The organism is Streptomyces sp. NPDC006435 (assembly GCF_040612315.1).
In the GTDB taxonomy this organism is placed as follows: Bacteria; Actinomycetota; Actinomycetes; order Streptomycetales; family Streptomycetaceae; genus Streptomyces.
Map to the genome: position 1 here is coordinate 24,985 of NZ_JBEXPY010000025.1, position 21,494 is coordinate 46,478.

Consider the following 21,494-nt stretch of genomic DNA (forward strand, 5'->3'; position numbering starts at 1 on the left):
CGGGAACAGCGGCAGCAGGAGACCGCTCCCCGGCACACCACCCTTCGTTTCCCCACCGCACAGGAGCCGCACCATGTCCGCGTCCGCACGATCAGCGTCGCCCGAGCCCACCACCGGCCCCGGGCCCCGGACCGTGACCCGGCCGGGCCCGCTGCGTCGCACACTCCGCGCGGCCCTGGCCGTGTTCGCGTCGTTCCTCGCGTTCCTCGTCGCGGTGATCGTGCTCGGGGCGTACGTACCGGCGATACCGAAGATCGGGGTCATCGGCCCCGTCCTCGGCGGGCAGTACCCGTTCCACATGGCCCTGTTCGGACTCGTCGGGGTCGCTCCGGGAGTACTGGCGTGGCGCTGTGGGCTCGTACGCTGGGGCCGGGCCCTGACCGTGCTCACCGCACTGGCCACGGCGGGCGCCCTCGCCATCGGAGCCGTCCAGTTCACAGCGGCGAAGAACGCCGGGGCAAACGTCTCGTTCGGTGACGTCCTCACGGAACTCGGCTACCCGGACGCCGCTCCGGACGCCACCCCCACCTACGCGGTGCGCGACGGTGAGCGCCTGAAGGCGGACGTCTATCTGCCCAAGGGCGCACGGGCCGGTGCGCAGCACAAGGTCCCGGCGATCGTGCTCGCACACGCGGGCGGCTTCCACACCTTCGACAAGAGCGACCTGCGCGGCACGGGCCGCTGGCTCGCCGATCGCGGAGTGGCCGTGCTCGCGGTCGACTACCGCCTGGCCACCCCCGACCGCCCGACCTGGAACAAGGCACCCCAGGACCTCGTCACCGCGCTGCGCTGGGCCGAGGACCACGCCGGCGAGTACGGCATCGACGCCGACCGGATATCGATGGGCGGCATGTCGGCCGGCGGCACACTCGCCATGGACACCGCCTACCGCCTGCGGAACGCCACCCTGAAGGCCACCGACGGCCGGACACCGAAGGCACCGCACTCGGTCGTCGGCTTCTACCCGGGCACCGACGTGACCGACATGTGGCGGCACGACGTCGCAGGCACGCGCGAGGCGGCCGAACTGTTCACCGGCGGCACGCCCCGCGAGTACCCCGACCGCTACCGCGAGGTGTCGCCGACGAACCAGGTCGCCAAGGGGCTGCAGCGCACACTGCTCGTCGTCGGGGACCGGGACCGCAGCGCGACGCCGTCCACGGTGGACGACCTCGCGACGGCGCTGCGCACCGAGGACGTCGACACCACGGTCGAGCAACTCCCCTTCGCGGAGCACGCCTTCGACGACGCGTACGGGAGCCTGACGTCGCAGACGAGCCGGCAGATCCTGCTCGACTTCCTCACCCGGTGAACCCCTGTCCCTGCCCCTGACCGCGCCCACGGCCCGCGGGCGGTACCGGGGTACGGCATCGGCCTCCGGCAGCCGGGACGGAGGGGGAGCGGCGGACCGGGGGCCTCGTAATCCCGGTGCCCGCGCGTACCCCACTGCCTATGATCACCCGGTACGACTGCTGGACAGGGGCGGAAATGCGCAAGGAAACCGGGGACCGGGAAGCGGCAGCGGTGCGGCTCGCGGGAGGCGCACCGCTGCGGGACGTGCTCGATGCCGACGACCCCGACAGCTGGCTCGCACTGGACACGGCAGTGCGTGAAGGGGTCTGGCACCGTTCGCGGTTCCGGCCGGAGTGGGAGCGCACCGACCCGTTGCCCGCCGACCCGACCCGGCTCGACGAGCCCCGGCTCGCACTCGCCCTCTGCCACCGCGACGGGCGGATCCGCCAGGAGGCGATGCGCCGGTCGCCCCGGTACCCCGGTCTGCTGCCGTTGATCGTGATCCGCTGCGCCGATTGGGCCGCACCGGTCCGCGAGCACGCCCGGGCGCTGCTGCGCGGGACCCTGGACGTGGACTCCGCCGCCGGTCTCGCGCCGCTGATCCTGCGCGTCGGCCGCCGGGACAGAGGAGCCTTCGGCGTCGAGGTGCTCGAAGAGGTCCTGAGCCGGGCGTCCCACGGACAGCTCGCGGCTCTTCTCACCGCTCCCGACCGCGTCGTGCGGCGATTCGCGTACCGGCTGGCCGTCGCCGGCCGGTTGCTCGGCCCCGCCGAACTGGCCCGCGCGGCCGCCCGGGACGAGGACACCGTGGTCCAGGACCTGTGCGCCACGGCGGCACTCACGGCTCTGCGCGACGAGGAGGACGAGGAAGCCGAGGCAGCTTACGAGGACGTGCTGCCGCCACTGCTGACCGCGCGCAACCCGCGTACCCGTTCGGCCGGTGTCACCGCACTGCGCCGGGCGGGACGGCCGGAACGGGCGGAGCCGTTCCTCGGCGACCGGTCCGCACTGGTGCGTGCCTGCGCCAGGTACGTCGTACGACAGCACGGGGGTGATCCCGAGGCCTGGTACCGGAAACAGTGCACGGCACCGGACGGCCTCGCGTCGCTCCCCGGCGCGGTCATCGGACTGGCCGAGTGCGGGAACCGTGCGGACGCCGGGCTGTTGCGGCCGTTCCTCGCACACCCGGTCCCCGGGGTACGGGCACGGGCGGTGGCAGGACTGCGGGTACTGGACCTCGCGGACACGGAGCAGTTGCGGCCACTCCTCGACGACCCCGCCCCGGGCGTCGTGCGCGAGACGGTCACTGCCCTGCTGCCGTCGGCAGGGAAGCTGCCCGCCGACTGGCTGCTGGAACGCACCGGCTCCGAACGGCCGCGGCACGTCCGGCTCGCCGCGTTCCGGCTGCTCGACGCGTGCGGCGGGATCGTGGCGCTGCGGGCGTCGGTCGGGCTGCTGGAGGACCCGGATGCGAAACTGCGCACCTGGGCGGGGCAGTCCGTGCAGCGCTGGCATCCGTCGGCGGACACGCGCCTCGGCGACGCGGAGGTGGGGGAACTGCTCGACCGGAGCCGGCACCTCTTCAGCGACTACGTACTGCTTCGGCGCAAGCGGGAGGCCGGGCTGAACGGCTGAGCATGCCCGAGCCGCCGGGACGCCGGGCGCCAGACGTGCGCAAGCCGGTCGGCGGGGAGCGACCCGCCCCGGGCTACGAGAACCGGGCCCGGGAACGTGGGACGGACAGCCCGTAGGCTGTCCCGGTGCTGGAAAAAGCGAGTCCTGGGGTTGTGGCCGAGCGGGAACGCATCGCGGCCCGGGTGCGGGACGAACTGGTGGCCGCCGGTCTGCCGGTGGTGGTGCCGGGGCTGTACCCCGGACTGTCACAGGGCGCCGAGGTCACCGTCGACGGATTCGACGACGACGCAGGCGGGGTGTCCGTGGGCTGGCGTTCCAGCCCACGGCTGGAGAGCCGTGTGCTGCGCGCGGCCGAACTCAACCTCCCGGACGACCCGGCGCTCCTCCACCAGCAGGTCGTGATGGAGGCGATGCTTTCGGCGATCACCGCGATCCTGGTCTCCGCCGGGTTCACGGTGTGCGAAAACCCCAACGACTACGCGCCGTTCACCGTGTCGGTGCCGACCGGACCCGACGACGGCCCGTCGTGGGGGACACGCAAGGAAGAGACGGCCCCGCAGTGCCGGTCGTCCGACGGCTGCGGGCCCTCGCCCGGCACCGGCACGCATGCCCGACGCGAGGAAGAGAACCATGGGGTGAGCGGACGACGGATACCCCCGGAGGGTCACGCGGAGCCGACGAACTGCGGGACCTCCTGACCGGTCTGTGCGCCTCGCCCCGGCCCGGACCAGGACCTCACCGATCCGGAAGGATTCCCGCCCTGCCGCCCCGGCACCGACCCCGGACAGCCGCTCACCGCCCCACCCCGCGGCGAACGACCGCGACGGACCGACCGGCATGCGCCCTGGACGCCCCGAACAGCGGCACCGCCTGCCGCAATATCAGATCAGTGCGCCGCAGGGGCGGTTCGAGACGTTTTGGCCCCGGGAAGGCGTCGAGTCGGTAGGGTACGAGGCGGTGTGACGGGTGTCACGAAGGGGGAAACATGGCGTACCTGGTCGAGCTGCCCGTGTCCGGGACGGGCGGCGACGGGACGGGGTCCGCTCCGTCGGACGCGACCGACATCGTCAAGGTCCAGATCGACGAGGTCGCGGACGGTCTGGTCCAGGTCGCGCGCCCCGGGCAGGTCGTGGCGAGGGCGACACGGTCACTGAACGACATGCTGGCCGGGATCCGGCCGGTCGCGGAGAATTTCGTGAACGGCTTCCGGGGCATGGAGCGCCAACCCGACGAGATCGGCGTCGAGTTCGGGCTCTCCCTGTCGGCCGAGGCCGATGTGGTGATCTCCCGGACAACCGGGCAGGCCAACTTCAAGGTCACGCTCACCTGGCGCAACGAGCCGTCCGAGGAACCGGCCGCAGACGCGGTGGACTGACGGTGCCCGCGTTACCGGAACAACGCGCACAGGGCCCGGGCCCGCAGTCCCCGGACACGGCTCTGCTACGGGTCTTCGACGCGCGCGGAGGACCTGTCGGCGTCGGCTTCCTGGTGTCCGACACACTCGCTCTGACCTGCGCACACGTGATCCACGCGGCACTGGGCACGACGGGGGACGCGGCACCGCCCGCCTCCGCCCGGATCCGCGTCGACCTTCCTCTCGTGCCCGCCCCGCGGGGCGACGGCGGAGCGCCCACGACAACGGCCGGTGTCGAGTACTGGGCGGCGCCGCGGGCCCCCGGCGGCGGCTCCTCCGCGCCCGCCGACATCGCCGTGCTGCGGCTGGACACCCCGCTTCCGGGGGCGGGCCCGGTACGGCTGGTGGACGCGGGCGAGGTGTGGGGGCATCCGGTGCGGGCGTTCGGGTTGCCCGTCGGTCGTTCCGGTGGGGTGTGGCATGCGGGGGTGTTGCGGGGGCGGCAGGCGGATGGGTGGGTGCAGGCCGATCTGGTCGGTGACGGTTATCCGGTGTCGCGGGGGTTCAGTGGTGGGCCGGTGTGGGACGACCGGTTGTCGGGTGTGGTGGGCATGGTCACGGTGGCCGAGTCGGGGCACCCGCCCGTCAGCTACCTGATCCCCACCGGCGGACTGCTCGCCGCCCGGCCCGGACTGCGCGCGGTCGCACTGCCCCCGTCGCCCTTCCGCGGACTCTCGGCGTTCCAGGAAACGGACGCGGCGGTCTTCCACGGCCGACGGAACGAGAGCGACGAGGTGGCGCGGGCGCTGGCCGCCGAGCGCCGGGTCACCGTCGTGGGGCCGTCCGGCTGCGGCAAGTCGTCGCTGGCCCTGGCCGGTGTGGCACCCCGGCTGCGCGCGGAAGGCGTCCGGACGGTGGTTCTGCGACCGACTCCCGGCACCAGCCCGCTCACCGCCTTCGCCGCGGCCCTGCTGCCGCTGCTCGAACCCGACCTGCCCGGGACCGAGCGCCCGGAGCGGACCGCGGAACTCTCCGAAGTGCTGCGCAGCCACGGCCCGGCAGACGTCGTGGCCCGGCTGCTCCAACTGCGGCGCAGCAGCCGACTGCTCGTCGTGATCGACCAGTTCGAGGAGATCCTCGGCCTGGCACCGGACGCCGTCGACGAGTTCGCCGACCTGCTCACCGGCGACACACTGCCGGACACCGTCAGAGTACTGATCACACTGCGCGCCGACTTCCTGGAGCCGGTGCTGGCCCATCCGGGACTCGGCCCGGAGATCGACGGACACCTGCACGCACTCGCCCCGCCGACCCCGGAACGCCTGCGCGAGATCGTCACCGCCCCCGTCGACGCCGTTCTCGGTGTGTCCTACGAACCGAACCTCGCCGAGCGCATCCTCGCCGACACCGGCCCCGGCCCCGGCGAGCTGCCGCTCCTCGCCCTCACCCTCGACCTGCTGTGGCAACGGCAGGAGGGCGGCCTGCTGACGCACCGCGCGTACGACGAACTCGGGGGCGTCACCGGCGCACTGGGCGTGCACGCCGACCGGGCCTGGGCCGAGTGCGTGCCGTCGGACGAGGAGGAAACCGCCCGTCGGCTGTTCACCCGGCTCGTCCGGGTCCCGGCCGGCACGCCCGCGCCGACCCGCCGGATGGCACTGCGCACCGAACTGGGCGACGAGGAATGGCGCATCGCGCAACGGCTCGCCGGGACACGACTGCTGGTCACCGGCCGCAACGCCGAGGGCACCGAGACCGTGGAACTCGCCCACGAGGCACTGATCGCCGAATGGGAAAAACTGGCCGACTGGACCACCGGTGACCGCGCCTTCCTGGAATGGCGGGCCGCCCTGCAACAGGACATGGACCGCTGGGAACACGCCGAGCGCGCCCCGCAGCTGCTGCCCACGACCCTGCAGCTCGCCCAGGCGGAACAATGGCTGAGCGAACGCCCCGATGAACTGACCGGCACCGAACGGCACTACCTGGATGCCGGACACGCCGACCGCCGGGCGAAGGTCCGCAGGCGACGGGCGGTGCTCTCGGTCATCGGCTTCGTCGTGCTGCTGCTCCTGGTGGCCCTGTCGTTGTTCCACGTCACGCGGGAGGAGAGCCGGGACCGCGCGGCGCAGGCCGCCTCCCGCGCCCTCGCGGTGGCCGCGGCGGACGAGACGCGCACCGAACCGGCCCTCGGCGTGCTGAAGGCCCTGGCCGCCCACCGCACGGCGCCGACACCGGAGGCGCGCAACGAACTCCTGCGGCAGTACCTGCGCTACCGGGGCTACGACCGGGTGCTGTCCGGCGTACTGGGCACGGTCAGGGAGTTCACCACCAGCGGGGACGGCGATGTCGTGCTGGCCACCTCGCAAATGGGCCGGGCCGTCCTGTACACCGGTGTCGTCTCGGGGCGGGTGCGCAGTACCCAGGTGCCCTCGACGGGGCAGGTCACGGAGATCGTGGTGTCCGCGGACGGCAGGCGCATCGCCTACGTCCAGGCGGACGGCAAGGCCGTGTGGTTCGAGGTGGACTCCGGTGCCGAGGCCCCGCTCGGTCCGGCGCACCGGCTGCCCGACGCGCCGGGCACCGGCGCCGGCTGGGACCCTCTGGTGCGTCCCGCGATGTCGGCGGACGGCCGCATGCTGGCCGCGCGTGTCCGGGGCCGTCTGGTGTGGTGGAACCTGGACAGCGGCACGCTCGCCGGTGACGTGCCCGCGCCCCCGGACATGAACACCGCGATCGGGTTCGGCCCGGACGGGCGGACGCTGCTGACGACGGTCTACGCGGCGGGGGGCATGCAGGCCCTGAAGTCCGTCGACATGCGCACCGGCCGCGCCACGCAACTCCTGTCCGGCGCCCAGGAGATCCATCTGTCCGGGGACCGTCGTACCGCGGTCGTGTGCCGCGAGGAGAACGAGCAGTCCGTCGTCAGCCGCCACCGGACCTCCGACGGCGCCACCGTCGGCCGTCCCTATCGCGAGCGGGACGAGAACTACACCACGAACATGTGCACGGTGGACGCCGTCGACGCGACCGGGCGGCGCGTCGCGCTCCAGTGGGGCGACGAGTTGCGGGTGATGGACCTGGACAGGGGGAGGGCGATCTCGAGAGCGCCCCTGACGGGATCCGACGCCACGCAATTCCGGCCCTCCGGTCTCCTCTCCGAGTCGCGCGGCAGGCTCCACTACATGGGCCGGAACGACTCGATGATCGCTTTCGTGGACGTGAGCCCGGGAAGAAGGCTGCCGAAGGCCGCCCAGCATCGGCTCACTCCCGACGGGAAGAGATCGCTCGTCGTCCTCGAGGACGGCTCCCGGACGGAACTGCACCCGACCGACCCCGGACGGAGCGGGCGTGTCCTCGCGCAGGCGTCGCGCGCCAAGCCGTACTGGCTGCCCCAGGAGACCGACCTGCCCGTCTTCAACGGCACCGGCGGACTCGTGGCCGACCGCGAGGCCCGGAACACGGTGGTCGTCCGTGACGCGTCGACGCTGCGGAAAGTGGCCGCGGTGACCGCCGTCCGGCCACCGGAGACCCGCCCCGACACCCGGGTGGTCCGGGACCTGGACGTGAGCGGGTCACTCAGCCGGTACGGCCAGAAGTACGAGTTCCGGTACTTCTTCGACCACACCGGCCACCTGCTGACCGTCTCCGGCACCGTCGTCCAGCAGTGGGACCCGCGCACGGGTCGGCAGACCGCCCGTTTCGACGCCGGAACGCTGCGCCCCGACACCGACCCGGACGCGATCATGACGATCGCCCCGTACCCGGACCGGAACAAGGTCTCCGTGCTCGTGCGGGGACAGCCCGTCATCCGAGTCGTCGACATCACGGACGGACGGACCACGGACCGCGTGCGGGTCGAGGGCGACGTCCTCTCCGTCCAGTTCCGTTCCGGCGGCCGGTACTTCGCGGTCATGCGCCGCGACGCGGGACTCGAGGTGTGGCGGCGGGGGCATCCATCGCGCAAGGAGATCGGCCCGCTGAGCACCGTCGGGGAGAAGAGCATCGACTTGTACCGGGCGGGCTTCCTCGACGACGGCCGCTACGTGGTGGCCGCGGACAACTCCGTGCGCATCTACCGGATGGGTGAGAGCGGCTACGACGACTCCTATGTGTTCGGTGATTCGGGCGACGCGTCGGGGGATTACTCGTTCCTGGACGTCTCCAGTGACGGGAGAACGGTGATCCACGGCGTGTTCGAGGAGCCGGGCAGTGCCCTGCGCCTCGAACCGGAGCTGTGGGAAAGGGAGTTGTGCCGCATCGTCGGCAGTCGCGGGTTCACGGCCGACGAGCGCGTCGACCTCCCGGCAGGGACGACGACGGGACAACCATGTCCGTAGCGACAGGGACCGACCGGCAGGCGATGCCGACGGGTACCGGGCGAGGAGCGGGACGCATGGCGCACTTCACTGTGACTCCGACCCGGCGTCGGCCGTCGGACCGGGCGGCGGGATGACACCGGGGGAGGGGCGCGGGCACGCCCCTGGACGGCAGACGGCGGCCATTGGGCCCAAGGTCCTGGACGGGGCGCTGCTGCGCATCCTGGACGCGCGGCGGCAACCCGTCGGCGTGGGCTTCCTGGTGTCCGACACGATGGCCCTGACGTGCGCACACGTGATCTCAGCCGCACTGGGAACAGCACCGGAACCCGGGGCACGTGTCCCGGTCGACCTGCCTCTCGTCCCCGGCGCGCCGTCCTCGGACGCGGCCGTCGAACGGTGGGTGCCGCCCCGGGGGCCGGACGGCGAGCCGTCCGGACCGGCCGTCGGTCCGGCTTCCGGCACGGCCGACATCGCCGTGCTGCGGTTCCCGGCCCCGCTGCCGGGGGCGGGGCCGGTGAGACTGGTCGACGCGAACACACGGGCGGAGGAACCGGCCGGCGAACGCGCGGGCGATGTGCCGGACGGACACTGGGGGCATCCGGTGCGGGCGTTCGGGTTGCCCGTCGGTCGTTCCGGTGGGGTGTGGCATGCGGGGGTGTTGCGGGGGCGGCAGGCGGATGGGTGGGTGCAGGCCGATCTGGTCGGTGACGGTTATCCGGTGTCGCGGGGGTTCAGTGGTGGGCCGGTGTGGGACGACCGGTTGTCGGGTGTGGTGGGCATGGTCACGGTGGCCGAGTCGGGGCACCCGCCCGTCAGCTACCTGATCCCCACCGGCGGACTGCTCGCCGCCTGCTCCGAACTCGGCCCCCTCGTGCGGCCCCCCTCACCGTTCCGCGGACTCGCCGCCTTCGAAGAGGCCGACGCGGCGGTCTTCCACGGCAGGCGGGCCGAGAGCGACACCATCGCCCACGCACTCGACGAGCGGCAGTACGTCACCGTCGTGGGGCCGTCCGGTTCCGGCAAGTCGTCCCTCGCACTGGCCGGCGTGGCACCGCGGCTGCGCGCACACGGAGCCGTCGTCGTCATGCGGCCCGAGTCCGGAAGCAGCCCACTGGCGGCCCTCGCCTCCGCCCTGCTGCCACTGCTGCAACCCGGCCTGCCCGAGACCCGCCGACTGGCGCGCCTGCCCGAACTGTCCGGCACACTGCGCCGCCGGGGCCTCGCCGACACGACGGATCGCCTGCTCGAACTCCACGGCGGAAGCCGACTCCTCGTCATCGTCGACCAGTTGGAGGAACTGCTTCAGCAACCCCCGGACGCCGTACGCGAACTGGCCGACGTACTGTTCGCCACCGACGCCCTGCCGCCCACCGTTCGCGTACTCACCACCCTGCGCGCCGACTTCCTCGAACCCGTCCTCGGCAACCCGCACCTCGGCCCCGCGACCGGCCGACACCTGCACGCCCTCGGACCGCTCGGCGAGAACGGGCTGCGCGACGTCGTCACCGCCCCCGTCGACGCCCTCCCCGGCGTCTCCTACGAGCCCCACCTCGTCGAACGCATCCTCGCCGACACCGGCACCGAACCCGGCGCCCTGCCCCTGCTCGCCCTCACCCTCGACCTGCTGTGGCAGCGCCAGGAGAACGGCGTGCTCACCCACCGCGCGTACGACGAACTCGGCGGTGTCACCGGCGCGCTCGGCAACCACGCCGACCGGGCCTGGGCCGAACACGTGCCGCAGGGCGACGAGGCAACCGCACGCCGGCTGTTCACCCAGCTCGTCCGGCTGCCACTCGGTGCCGCAGCCGCCACCCGGCGCCTCGCCCGGCGCGGTGACCTCGGCTCCGACCAGTGGCACATCGCCCAACGACTCGCCACGCACACCCGGCTCCTCGTCACCGACCGCAGCGCCGAGGGCACCGAAACGGTCGAGCTCACGCACGAGGCACTGATCGGCGAGTGGGAAAAGCTCGCCGAATGGGTGGCCGAGGACCGGTCCTTCCTCGGCTGGCGGGAGACCGTACGGTACGAGATGGACCGCTGGGAGGAAGCGGAACGCGCCCCCGAACACCTGCCCACCGCCACCGCGACGGCCGGCGCCGAACAATGGCTCCCCGGCCGCGAAGCGGCCCTGAGCCGGGCCGAGCGGGACTACCTGAACACCGGCCGGACCCACCGCCGCGCCCGTGCCCGCCGGAACCTGGCCCTGCGCTCCTCACTGGCCGCGGCCCTGGTGTGCGCCCTGGTGCTCGGCGTGCTCTACACCGTCGAACGCCGCGAAAGCCAGGAACGCGCCGCCCTCGGTGCCTCCCGCGCCCTCGTCCAGGCCGCACCGGAGTACGCCGTCACCGACCCGGTCCGCGCCGCGCTCCTCTCCCTCGCCGCCTACGACACGTCCCCCACGCAGGAGGCCAAGAACGAACTGCTGCGCCAGTACCTCCAGTACAACTTCTACGACCGGGTGCTCTCCGGCGACCTCGGCGAGGACGCCGCCTTCGACAAGAGCCGCGACGGCGACGTGGTCATCGCGGCGTCCAGACGCTCCGGGGCCACACTGTTCGTGCACGCCCTGACCGGGCCCGTACGCACCGTGCGGGTCCCGTCCACCGACGAGGTCCGGCACGTCGTGGTGTCCGCGGACGGAAGGCGCGCCGCCTACATCCAGGAGGACGGCAGGGCCGTGTGGTTCGAGGTGCGCCCCGGCTCGAAGCAACCCGTCGGACCGCTGCACCGGCTTCCCCGAGCCCCCGGCCCCGACATGAAATGGGACGACTCCTTCGACCCGGCACTGTCCCCCGACGGTACGGTGCTCGTCGCCCGCGTCGGCAGACGCATCGTCCGGTGGAACCTGGACAGCGGCCCGCACGGCACTTTCACGGGGAACCTCCCGGCCCCCGAGGACACGTTCGACGTGTGGCCGGCGCCCGACAACCGGACGCTACTGGTCTCCACCTACAGGATGAATGCCCCAGGACCGGGCGAGAGGAGCAGCCTGCTCACGCTCGACCTCGCCACCGGCAGAAGCCGACTCGTGGCGCGCGCCGACGACGTCAGCGTCTCCGGCGACCGGACCCGGGCCGTCCTGTGCCGCGCGCGGGGCAGGACCGCGGAGGTCACCGTCCACCGGCTCCCGGACGGCTCCCGGGAGGGCCCCGCCTACCGGGAGAAGGACGAGGACTTCGCGTCCCGGACCTGCATGGTGCGGTCCGTCGACGACACCGGCCTCAAGGTCGCTCTCGAATCCCCCAAGGGCCTCACCGTCGTCGACATGCGGGACGGCGGGGTCCTCTCCCGCAACGGCCTGCCCCCCTCGCCCAACTCGCAGGGCGAGAACAGCCCTTGGCTCGTGGAATCCGGCGGCAGGCTCTACTACGTCCGCCGCGACGACTCGAAGATCGGATTCTTCCGGCTGAGCCCCGGGAACTGGTTCATCGAAGTCGGCCAGCAACGTCTCACCCAGGACGGCAAGTACATGATCACCGTCATGGCGGACGGCTCCCGCATACAGGTGCACCACGCGCGCAGGGACAGCGCCCGCATGCTCGCCGACGTACCGCGCCGCAAGCCCTACTGGGCGCCCGAGAACGGCGACCTCCTCGGCCTCGACCCCACCGGACGGCTCGTCGCGGACCGCGAGGGCGCGAACATCGTCACCGTCCGCGACGCCACGACCCTGCGCCGCATCACCACCGTCACCACCACGGCCCCTCCGCCGTCGGCCGAAGGCGGCGGAACCGGCATCGGAAGTTCCAGAAGGCCGAAATACGAGTTCACATACTTCTTCGGCCACGACGAGGAACTGATCACCGTCTCGGGAACCGTCGTCGAGCGGTGGAATCCGCGCACAGGAAAAAGACTCGCCCGCTTCGACGCCTCGGCGATCCGCTCCCGGGTCGGAGGCACCGAGGAGGCGGGCCTGATGATCGGTTCCTACCCGGCCGGGAACCGGGTCACCGCCATCGTCATGGACCGGCCCGGCATCCATGTCGTCGACGTCACCACCGGACGTATCACCGAGACCGTGCAGACCGGCAGCGACATCCTCGCCGCCCAGTTCGACCCCGGTGGGAAGTACTTCGCCATCCTGCGCCGGGGCTCGATCTTCGAACTGTGGCGGCGCGGCCACCCGCCCCGCAAGGAGGTCGGCCCCCTGCGCAGCATCTCCGAACAGGACCTCACGCCGTACGTCGCGACCTTCCTGAAGGGGGAGGGCCGCTACCTCGTCGCCGCGAACAACGCCGTCCGCATCTACCGTCTCGGCAAGCCCGGTTATGAGGCGTTCTACTCCTTCACCCGGCCGAACAGCAGAAGGACCAACGCGCAATACGCTTTCAGGGGCGTCACCATCGACGGCGGCACGGTGCTGTACGAGAGCCCTGACAACGCCGTCGAAGCGCTCGAGATGTCGCCGGGCCGATGGTACCGGGACCTGTGCGACGTCATCGGCGACCGGGAACTCACTCCGGAGGAGGCGGCCCCGCTTCCCGCCGATCCGAGAACCCGGAACCCCTGTGCCGCGGACTGAGCCGAGGCCGTACCCCGGGTCGTCGCATCCACCACCGGGTACGGTACGAAGTCCGGTGTGAACGATCAGACCCAGCCCGCGACCGTCCGCGTGTTCATCGCACTCGCCCCGCCCGACCACGCGAAAGAAGAACTGGCCCGGGAACTGCGCCCCGCCTACGGCACGCACCCCCAAATGCGGTGGAACCGGGTGGAGGACTGGCACATCACCCTGGCGTTCCTCGGGGAACTCCCGGTCGGGACGGTTCCGCTGCTGCGCCCCCCTCTGGCCGGCCTCGCGGCGGAGCACCGGCCGCTCCGACTGGCGCTGCGCGGCAGCGGGAACTTCGACGACCGGGTGCTCTGGAGCGGAATCGACGGAGACCTCGACGGGCTGCACGTGCTCGCGGCCGATGTGCGTACCGCCGTCGAGAACTGCGGTGTCGCCTTCGAGAGCAGGCCCCTGCGACCCCATCTGACGTTGGCCCGTGCACGCCGGGGCGACCGGTCCTCGGTGGGGGAGATCGCGGAGAGGATCGCCGGATTCACCGGTCTCCGATGGCACACCGAACGTCTGCACCTGGTCGGGAGCAACGCCGGACGCAGCCGGGGGCCGATCCACTACCGCGACATCGAGGCATGGCCGCTCGGCGGCAAGAGCTCCACCGGAGCCTGACGAACCAGCGGTGGGCCGGCGGGAGGCGTCAGTACCCCGACGCCTCCCGCACGAGCGGGACGGTTTCCCCGACCCGGTCCGGGACGGAGCACCCGGCCGTCGGCGCCCCCGGCCGTGATCGCGGCGTACCGCGCACCCCTCTCGCTGCGTGACGAGAGATGGCTCAGGGTATTTTCAGGTCGCCGGCCGACAGGCCCAGTTCCGCCTCCGCGAGCGTGCGGGCGAGGTCGGTGAGGGGTGCCGCGCGCCGGTCGGCACTGGTGTTGATGTACGCGCCGGCCCCGTCGACGACGGCGAGGATGCGTACGGCGACCGCCCACGGATCCTCGCAGCGGAACGCCCGCTCCTGCACGCCCCGCGCGACGATCTGCTCGATGCGGTGGCACCAGCGCAGCTCCTGGCTCACCACCTGGCCATGGAGCGCGGGGCGGTAGCGGGACAGGTGGCGCGCGTTGAGCCAGAGCCTGCTGATGTTGTCGAACTCGGTGCCCGAGATCAGCGTGAAGAAGCGCCGGAGCACGACCAGCGGGTCACCGTCCCCGGACCCGTCCGCCGCCTCCTCGGGCAGCAGACCGTCCAGCTCCGCCGTGGTGGCCTCGGTGAACGCCTCGGCCACCAGTTCCTCGACCACCGGGAAGTAGTGGTGGATGAGTCCGGACTGGACTCCGAGACCGTCGGCGATCCGCTGGCGGGTGACGCACTCCAGGCCCTCCTCGAGCCCGACCCTCGCGGCCGTCGCCACGATCTCGCGGCGACGCTCGGCCGCCGATTTGCGAACCTGCCGCCCTGCACCCCTTGACGTCATGGCAATGATGCTATTGGCTGTGCAGCCAAATGACAATTGGCTCTAGGGCCAATACATGGTCGCCGCCCGTACGGCTGCCGTGGCACCAGCCCCGTAGCCGGTAGGACCGGCAGGCCGACGGCCGACCCCAACCCTGTGAGCGCCGCCGGACGCGCGCCCGTAGCAATGCCAGGAGACGAACGTGGACCACAACCGCGCCGATGCCGGCGACCTGGCTCAGTACGGCTACGAACAGGAACTCAAACGCACCCTCTCCGCGTGGGCAGTGTTCGCCCTCGGCTTCGCGACGATCTCCCCGGTGGTCGGCATCTACGCCGTCGTCCAGCTCGGATTCGTCTTCGCCGGTCCCACCTGGATCTGGGCGGTCGTCGTCGCGTTCCTGGGGCAGCTGCTGGTCGCCACGGTCTACGCCGAACTCTCCTCGCAGTTCCCGATCACCGGCGGCGTCTACCAATGGGTCCGCCGACTGGGCGGACCGCGGCTGGGCTGGCTGGTGGGCTGGATCTACCTGGCCTCGGCCATCGCCTCCCTGACCACCGTGGCCTACCTCGGCTCCAGCTGGCTGCACATGCTCTTCAGCGACTCCGCACCGTCACCGCTGACCCATGTGCTGCTCGGGGTGGTCTTCATCGCCGTGGCCCTGGGCATCAACCTGCTCGGCGTCAACCCGGTCAAACACTTCCTCAACGCGGGCATCATCGCCGAAGGCGTCGCCTCCATCGCCATCAGCGTGTTCCTGCTGCTCTTCGCGCGCAACAACGGCTTCGGCATCCTGTTCGACACCCTGGGCGCCGAGTCCGCCTCGGGCGGATCGGTCGTGGCCGGGTTCGTCACCTGCCTGGCCGTGGCCGGCTGGGCCTTCCTGGGCTTCGACGCGACCACACAGGTCGCCGAGGAGACCGAGCAGCCGCGCCGCAGCGTGCCCCGGGCGCTGCTGCGCTCCTACGTGTTCGTGGCGTTCACGGTGCTGCTCACCTCGGTCGCGGTGACGTTCTCGCTGCGCCGCCCCGAGGACGCCGTCTCCGGGAAGACCGCGGACCCCGTCTTCGAAGCGGTGGCACAGAGCCTGGGCGGCTGGAGCGAGAAGCCGTTCATCGTCGTCGTCCTGGTCGCGTTCTTCGCCTGCGCCATCTCGATCCAGACCTACATCGGGCGGGCCGTCTACGCCTTCGCGCGCGACCGGCAACTGCCCTGCTCCACCCAGCTCGCCAAGGTCGGGGAGCGCCAGATCCCCTGGGCCTCGCTCACCGTGACGGCCGTCCTCGCCGGCCTCGGCCTGCTGCTCGGGCTCAACGGCAACGCCGCGGCCACACTGATCTCCTTCGGATCCGGCGGCTTCTACTTCATCTTCCTCACGGTCGCCCTCGTCGCGCTCTTCGCCCGGCTGAACGGCCGGTGGAATCCGGCGGCGGGCGAGTTCCGCCCGGGCCGGGCCGGTCTGGTGATCAACGTCCTGGCCGTGGTGTGGCTGCTGTTCGAGGCCGTCAACATCGCCTGGCCCCGCGCCGAACTCGCCCCGCCGACCGGCAGCTGGATCCAGATCTGGGCCGTGGTCCTGGTCTTCTCCGCACTGCTCGTCGTCGGCCTGGTCTACGTCACCGTCGCCAAACCCCACACCCGACTCCCCGCCACCCCGTCGTCCGAAGAGAGCAAGGCTCACTGATGTCCGCGCACCTTTACCCCGCCGTCGCCCACGACCCCGCCGCGGGACTGCACATCCGCGAGATCTCCCACCGGCCCGCCGGGCCGGGCGAGGTCGAGATCGACGTCCGCGCCGCCGGGGTGTGCCACTCCGATCTGCACATCCTCACGGGCGACTGGCCCAGCGACCGCCCCCTCGTGCTGGGCCACGAGGCCGCCGGTGTGGTCACGGACGTGGGCGAGGGCGTCGGCGCGGTGAAGGCGGGCGACCACGTCGTCCTCTCCTGGTTCGCGCCCTGCCGCCGCTGCCGCAAGTGCCTGGCCGGCATGGCCTGGCTGTGCACCGGCACCCGGGCGGTGGCGAACACGCTGCCCGACGGCACCACCCCCATCACCGACGCCCGGGGCGAGGAGGTCTGGCCCTACCTGGGCCTCGGCGCGTTCACGAGCCGGGTCGTCGTTCCCGAATCGGCCGCGGTCAAGGTCCCCGACGAACTGCCGTTCGGCATCGGAGCACTCCTGGGCTGCTCCATCTCCACCGGCGTCGGCGCGGTCATGAACACCGCCGGCGTGCGGCCCGGCGAGTCCGCGGTCGTCGTCGGCGCCGGAGGCGTGGGCCTGTCCGTGGTGATGGGACTGCGCCTGGTGGGAGCCGATCCCATCATCGCCGTCGACCTCTCGCCCGAGCGCCTGGCCGCCGCCGAACGCTTCGGAGCGACCCACACGCTCGACGCCGCCACCACCGACGTGGCCGCCTGGTGCCAGGAACAACTCGGCGGGGCCGACTACGCCTTCGAGGCCATCGGCAGCCCCAAGGTCATCGAGACCCTCCCGGGCATGCTCACCTCCGGCGGGGCGGCCGTCCTGGTCGGCATGGCCGCCACCGACGCGACGGGCGCGTTCAACCTCTTCGACCTCGCCGACCGGGGAAAGCGCATCCTCGGCTGCAACTACGGCTCCAGCGTCGGCGCGATCGACATCCCGAAGCTGGCCCGCCTCCACCTGGCCGGCCGACTGCCGCTGGACGAACTGATCGGCAACGTCCGCCCGCTCGACGAGGCGGCCGCCGCCTTCGACGACCTCAAGTCCGCCGTCGGGGTCCGCACCATTCTCGAACCGTAGGACTCCACGACGCCGGCCTCACGGCACACCCGGACCCGAAGCCGGCCCGGCGCCCCCGCCACCGCTCCCCGAACCTCCTGGAGACCTGATGTACGCCGTCACCGATCCTTCCACCGGCACGACCACCCGGACCTACCCGACCGCCACCGACGCCGAGGTGGCCGCGGCCGTCGACACCGCCCACGCGGCCACCACCTGGGGGCGAAGCACCTCCGTGGCCGAGCGTGCCGCACTTCTGCGCCGGCTCGGGGACCTGCACGCCGAGCACCGCACCGAACTGGCGACCGGCATCGTGCGCGAGATGGGCAAACCGCTCGACGAAGCGGAGGGCGAGATCGACTTCTGCATCGACATCTACCACTACTACGCCGACCACGCCGAGGAGTTCCTCGCCGACGAGGAACTCCCCGTCACCTCCGGCCCCGGCCGCGCCGTCATCCGGCGCAGCCCGGTGGGGGTCCTGCTCGGCATCATGCCGTGGAACTTCCCCGCCTACCAGGTGGCCCGGTTCGCCGCCCCGAACCTCGCCCTGGGCAACACCATCGTCCTCAAGCACGCCCCGCAGTGCCCGGCCACCGCGGCACTTCTCGAACAGCTGGTCGCCGAGGCAGGCTTCCCCACCGGCGCGTACGTCAACGTGTACGCCACCAACGAGCAGATCGCCGAGGTGATCGCCGACCCGCGCGTCCACGGCGTCTCCCTGACCGGCTCGGAACGGGCCGGTGCCGCCGTCGCCGAGATCGCGGGGCGGCACCTGAAGAAGGTCGTCCTCGAACTCGGTGGCTCCGACCCGTTCATCGTGCTGTCCACCGACGACCTCGACTCCGTCGTGGACGCCGCCGTGTCCGCCCGCCTCGACAACACCGGCCAGGCGTGCAACGCCGCCAAACGGTTCGTCGTCACCTCCGACCTCCACGACACGTTCGTGGAGAAGTTCACCGCCGCGCTCCTCGCCCGCCAGTCCGGGGCCCCCTTGTCCTCGACCGCCGCGGCCGACACCCTGGAACGCCAGGTGGCCGCCGCCGTCGCGGAAGGCGCGGCACTGCACACCGAGGGCGAACGCAACGGCGCCCACTTCCCGGCCGGAGTCCTCACCGGTCTCACCACCGAACACGCCACGGCACACCAGGAACTCTTCGGTCCGGTCGCCATGGTCTTCCGGGCAGCCGACGAGGAGGACGCGCTGCGCATCGCCAACGACACCCCGTACGGTCTCGGCTCGTACGTCTTCACCACGGACCCCGCACAGGCCGCCCGCGTCGCCGACGGCATCGAGGCCGGCATGGTGTTCGTCAACGGCGTCGGCGCCGAGGGAGCCGAGCTGCCCTTCGGAGGCATCAAGCGCTCCGGCTTCGGCCGCGAGCTGGGCCGTCCGGGCATCGAGGAGTTCGTCAACAAGAAGCTCATCCGCACGGTGGCGTAGCCCCGGCGGCGGGCCCGGGGGCCGGCCGATGCGGACGGACCACCGCGAGGCACCTGCCGGGACGCAGGACCGCCCGTGCGTCCGCGCCTGCCCCCGGGCCCCGGGCTGCCTCGCCACCGGGCGTGATCACTGGGCGGAGAAGGCGTCGGCCGCGCAACCGTTCGAGGCCGACAAGAGTCTAGCGACCGGAAAACTGTTCATCCGCAAGCCGCCGCCCGTTTCCCGCGTCCCGACAGAGGATCTCTCCATGCCGATGCCCCCGCACAACCGTCGCGCCTCCCGTGTCGCTGCCGCCGCCCTCGGCGCTGCCGGTCTGATCGCACTGGCCGCGGCCCCTGCCGCCTTCGGCGACGAAGCCGCACCCGAACTGGTCGTCGGAGGCATCGAGCCGGTCAGCGGGGTGAAGCCCGGGAGCAGCTTCGATCTGCGGGCAACCGTGGCGAACAAGGGCACCGGCGCAGCCGAGAAGGTGTGGGTCTCCTACGCCGTCACCCGAGGACTCGACTTCGCGGAGGTCCCCTCCAACTGCCGGACGCAGCAGGTCCGGCCCTATGACGAGATGCCCGAGAGGTGGACCGCGGTGTGCGCGTTCGACCAGGCGGTGGAGCCGGGCACCGTCTACACGCCCGAGAAGCCTCTCCGCGTCGAGGTGCTGGACCGCGCGCTCAACGACGAACTGCGCGTGAACGTCTGGGACGTCGACCCCGGATCGGACGAGAACGGCACCGAGCCGGTGCAGGGAACCGCGCCGGCGGTGAAACTGGTCGCGGGACAGGCCGGGGGAGAGGGGTCCACGAGAGTCGTCGATGTGCCCGTCACCTCCGTCAACACGGCCGACTACCAGGTGACGGGTGCCGCGCTGAAGGGGAGCGTCGGGGACACGGTGACGATGAAGGTGAAGTTCATCAACGCCGGGCCCGCCTGGGTCCGGCCCAGAGAGGGTGACCGGTCCGTCAGCGTCATGATCACGCCTCCCGCCGGAACGTCGGTCGTCAAGCGCGGCCAGTTCTGCCGGGCCGAGGGCAAGACGTACATCTGCGGCATGCGGTCTCTGAACGAGGGCGGCCAGGAGACCTACACCTTCGAGCTGAAGATCGACAAGCGGGTGACGAACGCCAAGGGCCAGGTGACCCTGAGCACCGAGGCACGGCCGTTCGACCCCGACAAGGCCAACGACAAGGCCGACATCACTCTGGACGTCACAGGTGGGGAGCCGACCGGCTCGACGGGCGGTTCGACGGGCGGTTCGACGGGCGGTTCGACGGGCGGTTCGGCGGGTGTCTCGGGCGGCTCGGCCGGCGGGTCGTCGACGGCCGGTGACGACGGGACCACGACGCACGGCGGCAGCCTGGCGGAATCCGGCTCCTCGACACTGCCGATCACGGCCGCGGCCGCCGCAGCGGTGGCCACGGGCGCGGGCATGCTCCTCGTCGTACGCCGCCGCCGGGCCCAGAACCCGAACTGACGACCAGGCGGGTGCCGACGCCGATGACGTCCCGGTGGTTGGTGGAGTACCGGTAGTTCTTCGACCGCTCGGCGACGGTGTGGTTGCGGCCGGTGAACGGGGCTGTCCAGGAAGGCCCCGACGCCGTGATCACACCAGCCACGCGGCGATCATTTCAGTTGCCGCCAACGCTCGTTCTGGCCGATCCTGTCCACTTCGCAAGCGAGGAGGACCACATGGGTTTGACTTTGTTCCCAGGGGACGGAGACCTCAGCAGCCCGGACGTCTCATGGTCCTGCACCGGCTTCAGCGCCTTCCGGAAACGGCTCGCACAGGCCGAGGGGTTCAGCCTCCCGGAGATGTGGGGCTTTGGAGGCAACCGGCCGTGGAGCGACATCTCCACCACCCTGGAGCCGCTCCTCGACCACCCGGATGCCGGTGGTGACAATCTCTCCACTGCCGACTGCGCTGCGATGCTGCCTCGCCTTCAAGCGATCATCGGCGAATGGCTGGAGGAGCCCGACGAACCACTCCTCCAGCAGCACATCCAGAACGCTCGACAACTGATGGTCGTCCTGCGTTTCTGCGTGGACGAGAGCGTCGAACTCGTCTTCCTCTGACGTCGAGGCGTGCCCAGGCAGTCGGCACCCCCACCCCGGCCGCAGTTACGGGACGGCCCTCAGCGGTGCTCCGTGGGATCGGCAGACGACCCGAGATCGCCGGGCAGGAGGGAAAAGAGAACCAGGTCGACACGGGCCCCGTGCACGAACCCGGCGTTTCGCAGGGTGCCTTCGCGGTGGAAGCCGGCCTTGACGGCGACTGCCTGGGACGCGGCGTTCTCGGTGGCGGCCCGCAGCTCCATCCGCTGGAAGCGCTGGTCGGTCAGGAGCCAGTGCGCGAGCGTGCGGGTCGCCTCGACTGCGATGCCGCGACCGCGCGCCCAGGGGGACACCCAGTAACCGACTTCGCTCACCAGCGCTCGCCAGTCCGTCTTCTTCAAGCCGACCTGGCCCACCAAGCGCTTGCTGTCGGCGTCGGTGACGGCGAATTGGATACCGTCGCCGCTGTCCCGCATCGCGTGTGCGGTGGTTGTGCACCAGGCTGTGGCATCGTCCAGCGTGTAGGGCCGGGGCAGCGGAAGCCATCGTTGGGTGAGGCAGTCCGAACAGCTCGCGAGTGTGTCGGCGATGTCACCGGCATCGAACGCGCGGAGGAGCAGCCGCCTGCTGTGCAGGACCGTCTCGGGGAACATGCCCGACTCCGTTCGCAACCGGTG

14 protein-coding genes and 1 pseudogene are annotated in these 21,494 nt (G+C 71.7%); 12 read left to right on the forward strand and 3 right to left on the reverse strand.

The window, feature by feature from the left end:
• The first annotated feature begins 73 nt into the window (after positions 1-73).
• The 7 genes from ABZZ04_RS23425 to thpR all read left to right on the forward strand — a co-directional run bounded on the left by ABZZ04_RS23425 (position 74) and on the right by thpR (position 13,783).
• A complete protein-coding gene (locus ABZZ04_RS23425) occupies positions 74-1,312 on the forward strand; it encodes an alpha/beta hydrolase (RefSeq protein ID WP_356934149.1) in 1,239 nt (412 codons plus the stop codon).
• 176 nt (positions 1,313-1,488) lie between these two features.
• Entirely contained in the window at positions 1,489-2,928 is a 1,440-nt protein-coding gene (locus tag ABZZ04_RS23430) for a hypothetical protein (protein WP_356934150.1), read from the forward strand.
• Positions 2,929-3,053: 125 nt separating this feature from the next.
• Positions 3,054-3,626 carry a hypothetical protein gene (locus tag ABZZ04_RS23435; protein ID WP_356934151.1) on the forward strand — a complete coding sequence of 191 codons (573 nt, stop codon included), beginning with the start codon at positions 3,054-3,056 and terminating at the stop codon, positions 3,624-3,626.
• 287 nt (positions 3,627-3,913) lie between these two features.
• A complete protein-coding gene (locus tag ABZZ04_RS23440) occupies positions 3,914-4,303 on the forward strand; it encodes a CU044_2847 family protein (protein ID WP_356934152.1) in 390 nt (129 codons plus the stop codon).
• Positions 4,304-4,305: 2 nt separating this feature from the next.
• Entirely contained in the window at positions 4,306-8,622 is a 4,317-nt protein-coding gene (locus ABZZ04_RS23445; protein ID WP_356934153.1) for a trypsin-like peptidase domain-containing protein, read from the forward strand.
• A gap of 112 nt (positions 8,623-8,734) precedes the next feature.
• On the forward strand, positions 8,735-13,129 hold the full coding sequence (locus ABZZ04_RS23450; RefSeq protein ID WP_356934154.1) for a serine protease: 4,395 nt from the start codon (positions 8,735-8,737) through the stop codon (positions 13,127-13,129).
• 57 nt (positions 13,130-13,186) lie between these two features.
• Positions 13,187-13,783: an RNA 2',3'-cyclic phosphodiesterase gene (gene thpR, locus ABZZ04_RS23455; protein ID WP_356934155.1), complete on the forward strand. Its 597-nt coding sequence runs from the start codon at positions 13,187-13,189 to the stop codon at positions 13,781-13,783.
• 163 nt (positions 13,784-13,946) lie between these two features.
• Here the strand turns inward: thpR and ABZZ04_RS23460 are convergent, their stop codons facing one another.
• Positions 13,947-14,588, reverse strand: coding sequence for a TetR family transcriptional regulator C-terminal domain-containing protein (locus ABZZ04_RS23460; RefSeq protein ID WP_356934156.1), 642 nt, complete (start codon positions 14,586-14,588; stop codon positions 13,947-13,949).
• Positions 14,589-14,769: 181 nt separating this feature from the next.
• On the opposite strand from ABZZ04_RS23460, the gene ABZZ04_RS23465 reads away from it, so the two are divergent.
• From ABZZ04_RS23465 to ABZZ04_RS23480, 4 genes are all read left to right on the forward strand, one after another.
• The gene (locus ABZZ04_RS23465; RefSeq protein WP_356934157.1) at positions 14,770-16,251 is read left to right on the forward strand and encodes an APC family permease; all 1,482 of its coding nucleotides are present in this window, start codon (positions 14,770-14,772) and stop codon (positions 16,249-16,251) included.
• On the forward strand, positions 16,251-17,351 hold the full coding sequence (locus tag ABZZ04_RS23470) for an alcohol dehydrogenase catalytic domain-containing protein (protein ID WP_356934158.1): 1,101 nt from the start codon (positions 16,251-16,253) through the stop codon (positions 17,349-17,351). The genes ABZZ04_RS23465 and ABZZ04_RS23470 overlap by 1 nt, the downstream gene beginning before the upstream one ends.
• Before the next feature lie 88 nt (positions 17,352-17,439).
• Positions 17,440-18,774: an NAD-dependent succinate-semialdehyde dehydrogenase gene (locus tag ABZZ04_RS23475; RefSeq protein ID WP_356934159.1), complete on the forward strand. Its 1,335-nt coding sequence runs from the start codon at positions 17,440-17,442 to the stop codon at positions 18,772-18,774.
• A gap of 247 nt (positions 18,775-19,021) precedes the next feature.
• A complete protein-coding gene (locus ABZZ04_RS23480) occupies positions 19,022-20,239 on the forward strand; it encodes a hypothetical protein (RefSeq protein ID WP_356934160.1) in 1,218 nt (405 codons plus the stop codon).
• On the opposite strand, the pseudogene ABZZ04_RS23485 reads toward ABZZ04_RS23480, so the two are convergent.
• A pseudogene (locus ABZZ04_RS23485) lies at positions 20,238-20,327 on the reverse strand (IS5/IS1182 family transposase); the annotation flags it as partial. The gene ABZZ04_RS23480 and the pseudogene ABZZ04_RS23485 sit on opposite strands and share 2 nt — an antisense overlap.
• Positions 20,328-20,454: 127 nt before the next feature.
• Here ABZZ04_RS23485 and ABZZ04_RS23490 point away from each other — a divergent pair.
• Positions 20,455-20,838, forward strand: coding sequence for a hypothetical protein (locus ABZZ04_RS23490; protein WP_356934161.1), 384 nt, complete (start codon positions 20,455-20,457; stop codon positions 20,836-20,838).
• A gap of 59 nt (positions 20,839-20,897) precedes the next feature.
• Here the strand turns inward: ABZZ04_RS23490 and ABZZ04_RS23495 are convergent, their stop codons facing one another.
• Positions 20,898-21,470, reverse strand: coding sequence for a GNAT family N-acetyltransferase (locus tag ABZZ04_RS23495; protein ID WP_356934162.1), 573 nt, complete (start codon positions 21,468-21,470; stop codon positions 20,898-20,900).
• Between the last annotated feature and the right edge of the window lie 24 nt (positions 21,471-21,494).